General features: G+C 47.4%; 1 pseudogene. It reads left to right on the forward strand.

Going from position 1 to position 803, the window contains the following annotated elements:
* Positions 1-414 precede the first annotated feature (414 nt).
* A pseudogene (locus ACTQ16_RS16655) lies at positions 415-803 on the forward strand (group II intron reverse transcriptase/maturase); the annotation flags it as partial.

An 803-nucleotide genomic window follows, 5' to 3' on the forward strand; every position in this document is an offset into this window, starting at 1 on the left:
GCATGAGCTTATTCTAATGGGTGCAAGTCCCTAACAAGCCCTAATAGCGGGAATTGTATAGCCAATCGCAAGGGTGTCCACTGCGAGGTGGAATCTGAAAGAAGCTGGCGGCAAACATCTGACCTAACGTACAGAAACTTCATATAAGGCATTTGACCATGGATGAGATTGCCACACAAATCAAAGTCCTATAGCTATTCGGAATGGTTGGTGTAAATGAAGTGGGTATAAGATGGAAAGAATAAGCCCTTATCCGAGGAGGTCTCCCGGACATGGCGATTAGTTGCCTTTACGAAAGTCATGGAGTAAAGCTTGCCGTGAGAAGTCAGCAGATGCCATAGTAGTGGAGTTCTCGATAACGCTCCATGAAGGGCAGAACCTATAAATTAAACGATAGTAATTGAAACGTACCTTATGAAGGAAAGAATGCAGAAAACATTGGCAGAAGTCAAGGGCTGCCCACAGAAAGACAGGACGGAATCCGAAGGATATGTGGGAGCGCAGACCTTCATGTGGATATGTGAAGACAACATCGTGGAAGTACCATTCGACGAGGAACACCTGTTGGAGCGCATCATCAGTCCTGATAACCTACTCAAAGCCTACAAGGCTGTGCAGCGTAACAGGGGCTGTAGCGGTATCGACAAGATGTCATGTGAGCAAATGCCCCCTTGGCTCTTGGCTAACAAGGATGCCCTAATCCGTTCCTTGCTTGACGGTTCATACCGTCCGAACCCAGTAAAAAGGGTAGAGATACCCAAAGACAATGGCAAGATGCGCCTGTTGGGCATCCCCACGGTCAT

Origin of the sequence: Prevotella sp. LCP21S3_D2 (assembly GCF_052118345.1) — a bacterium.
In the GTDB taxonomy this organism is placed as follows: domain Bacteria; phylum Bacteroidota; class Bacteroidia; order Bacteroidales; family Bacteroidaceae; genus Prevotella.